The following is a 7,052-nucleotide window of genomic DNA, read 5'->3' as shown; positions in this document are numbered from 1 at the left end:
GTGGCCCCGTCCGCGGCTCCGCCCGTGCGGCGGCGGTCACGGCAGCGGCACGGTCGCCCCCTCCGTGGCGGCGCGGCCGAGCGGCGGGTCGCCGTACAGGCGGATCCCGCTCACCACGGCGCCGTCCGGGACGTCGAACCACAGGTCCAGCTCGACCCGGACCCCGGCGCCCAGCAGGAACGTCTCCGGCTGGCGCTTGATGGCGTGGGAGAACGCGTCGAGGCCGTACGACCGGCCGTCGGCGGTGAGCAGCCGCTGCCGTCTGGCGTCGAAGCGGGAGTTGGTGCGGCCGGGGTTCTCCGCGACGATCCGCACGACCACGTACCGTCCCTTCGCCTGCCACTCGGCGTGGCTGCCGAAGAAGCCCTCAAGGCCCTTCTGCAGTCCGATCACCGTGAAGCGGGTGTCGCCGTCCTGGACGGGGGCGGCCGTGACGGGGGTCTCACCCGGCCTGACCGGGCGGGGCGGGAGCTCGTAGGTGGGGGTGGCCGCGGCCGGGGAGCCCGTGCGGGGCCCCGGCGGACCGGAGCAGCCGGCGGACGCCGCGAGAAGGAGCGCGGCGGCCGCGGTGAGCGCGGCGGCACGGGGCATGACGATCACGTTAGATCCGGGTAGACCGGATTCATACACGTGATCAGGCTTGTTGTCCGAATTGTGTCACAGCGGTGACCTGCCCAACCGTGCGGGTGGGGCAGCATCACCGGCATTGAGAGGTATCCATGCGGAAAGCGACGTTGACCGAGAAGGAGGCCGTCATGGGCCTGAGTTTCATTCCCCGCCGGGCACTCGCGGTGGGCGCCATGGTCGTCGCCGGCGCGCTCGGCCTGTCGGCCTGCGGCGGTGGGGAGAACACCACCGCGAGCCCGAGCGAGGGTGCCTCGTCCAGCGCGGCCGCCGCCGGCGCCCCCAAGCTGGTCACCCCCGGCAAGCTGACGACCTGCACGAACCTGCCGTATGAGCCCTTCCAGTTCAAGGAGGGCGAGAAGGTCGTCGGTTTCGACGTCGACATCGTCGACCTGGCCGCCAAGAAGCTCGGCCTGACGCAGGAGATCGTGGACATCGACTTCGCCGTCATCAAGAGTGGCGCGGCCATGGCCGCCGGCAAGTGCGACGTCGCCGCCGCGGGCATGACCATCACGGAGGAGCGCAAGGCGAACATCGACTTCTCCGTGCCGTACTTCGACGCCACCCAGGCGTTGCTGGCCAAGAAGGGCACCGGCGCCGCGTCGCTGGAGGACGTCAAGGCCAAGAACCTCAAGCTCGGTGCCCAGGCCTCCACCACCGGCCTGGACTACGCCAAGAAGAACGGCTTCAACCCGCGCGAGTTCGCCGACTCGCCCAAGGAACTCCTGGGTCTGCAGTCCGGCCAGGTCGATGTGATCATCCAGGACCTGCCGGTCGTGCTCACCTGGCTGAAGAAGCCGGAGGTCGCCGAGAAGTTCGAACTGATCGCCAGCCTGGACACCGGCGAGCAGTACGGCATCGGCCTGAAGAAGGGCGCCGACCCGGTTCTGCTCAAGGCGATCAACGACTCGATCACCGAGGCCAAGGCCGACGGCACCTACGAGCAGATCTACGTCAAGTGGTTCGGCAAGAAGCCCGGAGAGCTCGGCTGATCCATGACCGACCAGTCAACGACGGCTGAGCCGTCGGGTCCTGCCGGGGCTCCCCCCGGCAGGGCCCGCCTCAGCCCCCGCAAACGGCAGCGGATCAGCCGCGCCGTCCAGTACGCCATCCTGATCGCGGCGGCCGTCGCGCTCGTCCTGCTCACCGACTGGGCCAGCCTGGCGCAGAACTTCGCCAAGGCGGACGTGGCCGAGCAGGCGCTGCCGGACCTGTTCACGGTCGCGCTGAAGAACACGCTCATCTACTCGGTCGGCGGGTTCGTCTTCGCCTTCCTGCTCGGCCTGCTGCTGGCCCTGATGCGGCTGTCGTCGGTCGGGCCGTACCGGTGGCTCTCGCTGGTCTACATCGAGATCTTCCGCGGCCTGCCGGCGCTGCTGATCTTCCTGCTGATCCTCTTCCTGCCGCTGGCCCTGCCCGGCTTCGAGGTGCCCGGCGGCCTGTACGGCCAGGGCATCCTGGGTCTGGGCCTCGTCGGGGCCGCCTACATGGCCGAGACGCTCCGCGCGGGCCTGCAGGCGGTGCCCAAGGGGCAGATGGAGGCGGCCCGCTCGCTGGGCATGTCGCACGGCCGGGCGATGCTGAGCATCGTCATCCCGCAGGCCGTGCGCATCGTGATCCCGCCGACGACCAACCAGTTCGTGGCCCTGCTCAAGGACTCGTCGCTGGTGCTGTTCCTCGGCGTGTCCGGCGAGTACGTGGAGCTGACGAAGTTCGGCAACGACCTGGCCTCCACGCACGCCAACGCCACGCCCATCCTGGTCGTCGGTGTGACTTACCTGCTCGTCACGATCCCGCTGGGCTATCTCGCGGCCCGGCTGGAGCGGCGGCAGGGGAAGGGACGGTGACCCCGGTGAGCCATGCGGTCGAGATCCGTGACCTGCACAAGCACTTCGGGAAGCTTGAGGTCCTCAAGGGCATCGACTTCACCGTCGACGCCGGCCAGGTGGTCTGCGTCATCGGCCCCTCGGGCTCCGGCAAGTCGACACTGCTGCGCTGCGTGAACCTGCTGGAGCAGCCGACGTCGGGCAAGGTCCTCGTCGAGGGCGTCGACCTGACCGACCCGGACGCCGACCTCGACGCCGCCCGGCGCCGGGTGGGCATGGTCTTCCAGCAGTTCAACCTGTTCCCGCACATGACGGTCCTGGAGAACGTCATGATCGCCCAGCGCCGGGTGCTGAAGCGCGGCCGGGCCGAGGCGGAGCGGATCGCCGTGGAGAACCTGGAGAAGGTGGGCGTCGCCGACAAGCGCGGCTCCTACCCGGCCCAGCTCTCCGGCGGCCAGCAGCAGCGGGTGGCGATCGCCCGGGCGCTGGCGATGAACCCGGCGCTGATGCTCTTCGACGAGCCCACCTCGGCGCTCGACCCGGAGCTGGTCGGCGACGTGCTCACGGTCATGCGCAAGCTGGCCGAGGAGGGCATGACCATGCTGGTCGTCACCCACGAGATGGCCTTCGCCCGCGACGTGGCCGACCGGGTGGTCTTCATGGACGGCGGCGTCATCGTCGAGGACGGCCCGGCCGAGCAGGTCATCGGCGCGCCGAGGCACGAGCGGACCAAGTCCTTCCTGCGCCGCGTGCTGGACCCGACGCACACCGACGTCTGACCGCCCCTGGCGGCCGTGGACGGGCGGCCCGTGCTCCTGCCCGGGGGCGCGGGCCGTCGGCGTGCCCGGGCCGACGGGCTCCGGACCCGCCGCTGCCTCGCGCGCCCGGCGCCCGTACGGCCCGTGCGCGGCGGACGGGAGCGGGGAGAGGACCGGAAGGGGAAGCCGGCAGGGCGGCCCGGCGGACGGGACGAGCCCGCGAGGAGGCCTTTGGCGCCGTGTGGAGCTTCCCCGACTCCGCACGTTTTCTACTCGGCCTCCCCGCGGGCGTCGATGTCACCCACCGTAACGCCATCGGAGCCGGACGCGCAAAGATATGCGGCGATGCCCGGTGCGCGGGCGCCCTTCTCGACCTTCGGGCGCCCGGTCCTCAGGCGTCGCGGAGCATGCAGGTCAGGCGGGAGGTGCAGACCCGCCGGCCCTGCTCGTCGGTGATCTCGATGTCGTAGGTGGCGACGGTGCGCCCGCCGTGCAGCCGGGTGGCGACGCCGGTGACGAGGCCGGAGGTGGCCGAGCGGTGGTGGGTGGCGTTGATCTCGATGCCGACCGCGATGCGGCCGGGGCCCGCGTGGACGGCCGCGCCGACGGAGCCCAGCGTCTCGGCCAGCACGCAGGACGCGCCGCCGTGCAGCAGGCCGTACGGCTGGGTGTTCCCCTCGACGGGCATGGTGCCGACGACGCGTTCGGCGCTCGCCTCCAGGATCTCGATGCCCATCCGGTGAACCAGGGTGTCCGTGGCGTCGGCGCCGGGAAGTCCGTCGAGGGGGGAGGCCGCGCCGGGGTCGGTCATGGTCAAGGGAACTCTCCTGTCACGCGGGTCGGGTTTTCTGTCGCACCAGGAGACTAGGCTTCTGCCGTGCCGAAGAGTGAAGCGACCCCTGCTCGTCCGTGTCTGCTGCTGCTTGATGGGCATTCCCTGGCCTATCGCGCGTTCTACGCGCTGCCCGAGGAGAACTTCTCCACCTCGACCGGGCAGAAGACGAACGCGATCTACGGGTTCACCTCGATGCTGGTCAACGTGCTCCGTGACGAGAAGCCGACCCACGTGGCGGTCTGCTTCGACCGGTCGGAGCCCACCTTCCGGCACGAGGAGTACGACGGCTACAAGGCCACCCGCAGCGCCAGCCCCGACAGCTTCCGCAGCCAGATGAGCCTGATCCACGAGATGCTCGACGCGTTGCGCGTCCCGCACCTGTCGATGGCGGGCTACGAGGCCGACGACCTGATCGCCACGCTCGCCACGCGGGCCGCCGACCAGGGCATGCAGGTGCTGGTCGTCACCGGCGATCGCGACGCGCTGCAGCTCGTCGACGACCGGATCACGGTGCTGATGACGCGGGTCGGGATCAGCAACATGACGCGCTTCACGCCCGAGGCCGTCGTCGACAAGTACGGCCTCACCCCGGCTCAATACCCCGACTTCGCCGCCATCCGCGGCGACGTCAGCGACAACCTGCTCAACATCCCGGGCGTGGGCGAGAAGACCGCCGCCAAGTGGATCCGCGAGTTCGGCTCCCTGGAGGAGCTGGTCAACCGGGTCGACGAGGTCAAGGGCAAGGTCGGCGACAAGCTCCGCGACCACCTGGACCAGGTGCTGATGAACCGCCGCCTGACCCAGCTGGTGCGCGACGTGCCGCTGGAGAGGGAGGTCTCCGAGCTCAGGATCGGCCAGTGGGACCGCGGAGAGATCGACAAGATCCTCGACACGCTGGAGTTCCGGGGCGAGATCCGCGACCGGCTCTTCAAGACCCTCGGTTCGGCCGAGCCCGAGGTCGCGGAGGCGGGCGGCTTCGAGGCCGAGGTCGTCTCCCTCGGCGCCGACGAGGTGGCCGGGTGGCTGGCCGCGCTGCCCGAGGGCCGGGCGGGACTGGCCTTCTCCGGGACGCACGGCAGCGGCACCGGCCGCGTCGACGGCATCGCGATCGCCGCGCCGTCCGCGGGCGGGGCGCGGGTGGCGTTCGTGGACCCGGCGGGGCTGACCGAGGCCGACGAGGCGGCGCTGCGCGCCTGGCTGGGCGACGAGGCGAGGGCCAAGGCGGTGCACGACGCCAAGGGCCCGATGCTGGGGCTGTGGGCGCAGGGCATGGACCTGCGCGGGCTGTCCTGCGACACCGCGCTGGCCGCCTATCTGGCGACGCCGGGGCAGCGCTCGTTCGTCCTGGAGGACCTGGTCCGGGTCTACCTCGGCCGGGAGCTGCGCGGCTCGGCCCCCGCCGACGGCCAGGCGTCCCTCTTCGACGACCAGGAGGCCGACGCGGCCCGGGACCTCGCGCTGCAGGCCCTGGCCGTGCGCGACCTCGCCGACGCGCTGGAGGCGTTCCTGGAGCCGCGCGGGGGCGTCCGGCTGATGCGGGAGGTGGAGCTGCCGCTGGTGACCGTGCTGGCCGAGATGGAGCGGACGGGCATCGCCGCCGACCGCGACCACCTCGAGGCGCTGGAGGCGGAGTTCCGGGCCGCGGTGAAGCAGGCGGTCGAGGCGGCGCACGCGTCGGTGGGGGAGCAGTTCAACCTGGGCTCGCCCAAGCAGCTGCAGGAGATCCTCTTCGTCAGGCTGGGCCTGCCCAAGACCAAGAAGATCAAGACCGGATACAGCACCGACGCCGACCAGCTGGCCTGGCTGGCCGGGCAGACCGAGCACGAGCTGCCGACGATCATGCTCCGCCACCGCGACCAGGAGAAGCTCCGGATCACCGTCGAGGGCCTGATCAAGGAGATCGCCGACGACGGCCGGATCCACACCACGTTCCGGCAGACGGTGGCGGCCACCGGGCGGCTCAGCTCGGAGAAGCCCAACCTGCAGAACATCCCGATCCGCACCGCCGAGGGCCGCCGCATCCGGCAGGGCTTCACGGTCGGCTCCGGCTACGAGGCGCTGCTGACCGCCGACTACAGCCAGATCGAGCTGCGCATCATGGCGCACCTGTCCGGAGACGAGGCGCTGATCTCCGCCTTCGAGTCCGGCCACGACTTCCACCAGGCGACCGCCGCGCGGGTCTTCGGGGTCGAGCCGGACGAGGTGACCGGTGAGATGCGCGCCAAGATCAAGGCGATGAACTACGGCCTGGCCTACGGCCTGTCCGACTTCGGCCTGTCGGGGCAGCTCAACATCCCGGTGGCCGAGGCCCGGACCCTCAAGGAGGGTTACTTCGAGGAGTTCGGCGGCGTCCGCGACTTCCTCAACGCGATCGTCGCCCGGGCCCGGCAGGACGGTTACACCGAGACCATCCTGGGTCGCCGCCGCTACCTGCCCGACCTCAACAGCGACAACCGGCAGCGCCGCGAGATGGCCGAGCGGATGGCGCTCAACGCGCCGATCCAGGGCTCGGCGGCCGACATCATCAAGATCGCCATGCTGCAGGTGCGCGAGGCGCTGCGCGAGTCCGGCCTGGACTCGCGGATGCTGCTCCAGGTCCACGACGAGCTCGTGTTCGAGGTGGCGCCGGGAGAGCTCGACGCCCTGCGCGAGCTGGTCCGCGCGCGGATGAACGCGGCCTACGAGCTGCGCGTCCCGCTGGAGGTCTCGGTGGGCGTCGGCCGCACCTGGCAGGACGCCGGCCACTGACGCCCGGCCGCTGACGTCCGCTCGCCGGCACCGCGGCCGTCGGCTCCGGCCGCGGTGCCTGTTCGCCGTGCCTGCCCGTCGGCGCGGGTCCGCCGGCGCCCGCGGCACCCGTCCACCGCGCCCGCACGCCCCCGAGGGCGTCCGGGCGCGGCGGGCTGCGGGCCCCCGGGCCGGCCGCCCCCGGCCGGTCGGAAGCCGTGGACCGTGCCATGGAGTGTGTCTGGTCTTGTCCTAGTCTGTTCTAGGGTTGGACGGCAGGCC

6 protein-coding genes are annotated in these 7,052 nt (G+C 71.3%); 4 read left to right on the top strand and 2 right to left on the bottom strand.

Features of this window, described 5'->3' with window-relative positions:
* Positions 1-36: 36 nt before the first annotated feature.
* A complete protein-coding gene (locus ABD823_RS30810) occupies positions 37-591 on the bottom strand; it encodes a DUF4352 domain-containing protein (protein ID WP_344865759.1) in 555 nt (184 codons plus the stop codon).
* 164 nt (positions 592-755) lie between these two features.
* Here ABD823_RS30810 and ABD823_RS30805 point away from each other — a divergent pair, with 164 nt between their 5' ends.
* The 3 genes from ABD823_RS30805 to ABD823_RS30795 are packed head-to-tail and all read left to right on the top strand — an operon-like array spanning position 756 to position 3,229.
* Entirely contained in the window at positions 756-1,616 is an 861-nt protein-coding gene (locus tag ABD823_RS30805) for an ABC transporter substrate-binding protein (protein ID WP_344865756.1), read from the top strand.
* 3 nt (positions 1,617-1,619) lie between these two features.
* Positions 1,620-2,471, top strand: coding sequence for an amino acid ABC transporter permease (locus ABD823_RS30800; RefSeq protein WP_344865754.1), 852 nt, complete (start codon positions 1,620-1,622; stop codon positions 2,469-2,471).
* Positions 2,468-3,229: an amino acid ABC transporter ATP-binding protein gene (locus ABD823_RS30795; protein WP_344865752.1), complete on the top strand. Its 762-nt coding sequence runs from the start codon at positions 2,468-2,470 to the stop codon at positions 3,227-3,229. The genes ABD823_RS30800 and ABD823_RS30795 overlap by 4 nt, the downstream gene beginning before the upstream one ends.
* A gap of 370 nt (positions 3,230-3,599) precedes the next feature.
* Here ABD823_RS30795 and ABD823_RS30790 read toward each other — a convergent pair whose 3' ends face one another.
* On the bottom strand, positions 3,600-4,019 hold the full coding sequence (locus tag ABD823_RS30790; protein ID WP_425566685.1) for a PaaI family thioesterase: 420 nt from the start codon (positions 4,017-4,019) through the stop codon (positions 3,600-3,602).
* A 66-nt stretch (positions 4,020-4,085) separates the two neighbouring features.
* On the opposite strand from ABD823_RS30790, the gene polA reads away from it, so the two are divergent.
* A complete protein-coding gene (gene polA / locus ABD823_RS30785) occupies positions 4,086-6,791 on the top strand; it encodes a DNA polymerase I (protein ID WP_344865749.1) in 2,706 nt (901 codons plus the stop codon).
* Positions 6,792-7,052 lie beyond the last annotated feature (261 nt).

Origin of the sequence: Planomonospora alba (assembly GCF_039534085.1) — a bacterium.
Taxonomy (GTDB): domain Bacteria; phylum Actinomycetota; class Actinomycetes; order Streptosporangiales; family Streptosporangiaceae; genus Planomonospora_B; species Planomonospora_B alba.
This window is presented reverse-complemented; position numbering and strand designations above follow the sequence as displayed.

What these genes read in the sequence shown, in the direction of transcription:
- ABD823_RS30810 (WP_344865759.1), bottom strand. Translation starts at nt 591, where the DNA reads ATGCCCCGTGCCGCCGCGCTCACCGCGGCCGCCGCGCTCCTTCTCGCG.
- ABD823_RS30790 (WP_425566685.1), bottom strand. Translation starts at nt 4,019, where the DNA reads ATGACCGACCCCGGCGCGGCCTCCCCCCTCGACGGACTTCCCGGCGCC.
- ABD823_RS30800 (WP_344865754.1), top strand. Translation starts at nt 1,620, where the DNA reads ATGACCGACCAGTCAACGACGGCTGAGCCGTCGGGTCCTGCCGGGGCT.
- ABD823_RS30805 (WP_344865756.1), top strand. Translation starts at nt 756, where the DNA reads ATGGGCCTGAGTTTCATTCCCCGCCGGGCACTCGCGGTGGGCGCCATG.